We start from the raw sequence: 1,700 nt of genomic DNA, 5'->3' as shown, positions 1-1,700 counted from the left end.
GGTACAGGGCGGTCGGGCCGCGGCGGTTCTTGGGCAGCTCGGCGAACTGGATGCCGTTGTCGGTCAGGATGATATGCGGGCGGTAAGGACAGGCCTCGATGAGTGCCTCCAGGAAGGCGCAGGCCACGGGCCGATCAGCGCGTTCGTGCAGCTGGGCGAAGGCGTATTTGGACGTCCTGTCGATGGCTACCCAAAGGTACAGCTTGCCTTCGCCTCGGGGGGGTGATCGCCCGCGATCAATCGGGCCGTAATGCCGGGCGCCAGGTAGCTGAGCCGCAGCAGTCGCGTGGTATAGGAGCGCGTCAGACCCTCGGCCCGCGCCACCTCGTCAATCAACATCGGCGTGTCGCCCGTCAGCCGCTGGCGGATGCGATGCGCCCGGCCGAGCAGCCGACCCAGGCTCGCGTCTGGATCAGGCCCCGCCGCCTCGCCCGGCAGCATCACGCGCATCTTCATACCGACACGCTTCATTCCCACCGGTACCGGCAGCCGCAGCGGCAACTCGGCTGCGGTCGAGCCCTCTGTCTCCTCCCGCTTGCTTACGCCGAGCCGCTGCTGCAGGGCAGCGCCGTTGATCGCGATCTCGATCCGCCCGGCGTGCACGTCAATGCGGGTAAGGACGGTCTGCAGGAGCTGACGCTGCTGCAGCTGCGATAGCTTCGGCCACTCCGCCGCCATCCGCGCGGCTGCTACCACCATCGCGTGCTGCTCAGGAGCGGATCGCTCGCGCGAGATTTTGTAACGCGTTCGCGTCCACGAGCAGCGCACGCAGGCGTTCCTTTACCACCGCCTCGAGCTTGGCCGCCGGAATGCGCTGACCAGCGAGCTGGACTTGCTTCAGTTCAGTGGAGAGCGGTTTGGTGGGCGATGCCCCTCTCGAACTGGGTGGGGCTTGTGAAGCCGAGTGCCGAGTGACGGCGTCGGGGATTGTAGAAGCCATCGATGTAACGGGCCAGCGCGGCGATGGCCTCGGCTCGCGTCTGGAACGCGGTGCGCCAGACCAAAGGGCACGTCGCAACGCAGCCAGTGCAAGTTCCTTGTGAAGGCGATCGCCCACCGCCCAGCCCACGACCCGTCGGGAGTACAGATCGAGGACCACCGCCMGGTACAGCCAGCCCGGTACAGCCAGCCCTCCCGCGTCCAGACGTAGGAGATGTCCGCGCCCCACTTCCGATCCGGCCCCGCCGCCGTGAAGTCCTGGTCGAGGTGGTTGGGCGCCACTGGAAMGGCAGGGCCGCTGTCCGTGGTGCGCCGGAAGCGGCGCGGCTGGCGGGCCTTGAGCCCGTTCTCCCGCATCAGCYGGGCCACGCGYCGCCGRCSTGCCGCCMARCCCTGCTCGCGCAGCTCGTGKGTCATGSGCGGGCTGCCATACGTCTCGTGCGAGAGCGTGARGGCGGAGCGGACGTGGGCAAGCAGCACGAGAKCCTCGCGCTGGCGCGTCGAGGCCGGGCGGTTCTTCCAGGCGAAATAGCCGCTCGGACTGACGTCGAGGACCTTGCACAGGCGCGCGACCGGGAAGTCCTTCCTCGCCGCGTCGATGAGGCGGAACCTCATCGACTTCCCTGCTTGGCGAAAAAAGCTGTGGCCCGCTTCAGGATCTCCCGTTCCTGACGCAGCACCTCGTTCTCGCGCCGCAGGCGCTTGAGCTCGGCGGCCATGTCCTCCTGCCGATCGGCCGGCGGGTGATCCATCTCCCGCTC

Annotated in this window: 1 protein-coding gene and 2 pseudogenes; all 3 read right to left on the bottom strand. The window is 68.1% G+C overall.

Going from position 1 to position 1,700, the window contains the following annotated elements:
* Nucleotides 1-211: pseudogene (locus AC1DXK_RS30945) on the bottom strand (DDE-type integrase/transposase/recombinase); the annotation flags it as partial.
* Complete coding sequence (locus AC1DXK_RS30940) at nt 187-699, bottom strand: hypothetical protein (protein ID WP_457107648.1); 513 nt, start codon at nt 697-699, stop codon at nt 187-189. The gene AC1DXK_RS30940 and the pseudogene AC1DXK_RS30945, both read right to left, overlap by 25 nt.
* A gap of 143 nt (nt 700-842) precedes the next feature.
* Nucleotides 843-1,700, bottom strand: a pseudogene (locus AC1DXK_RS30935) (IS3 family transposase); the annotation flags it as partial.

Source organism: Methylobacterium sp. P3_A11, from assembly GCF_056403155.1.
Note: the sequence above shows the minus strand (reverse complement) of the source record. Positions and strands in the feature narration are given on the sequence as shown.

What these genes read in the sequence shown, in the direction of transcription:
- AC1DXK_RS30940 (WP_457107648.1), bottom strand. Translation starts at nt 699, where the DNA reads ATGGTGGTAGCAGCCGCGCGGATGGCGGCGGAGTGGCCGAAGCTATCG.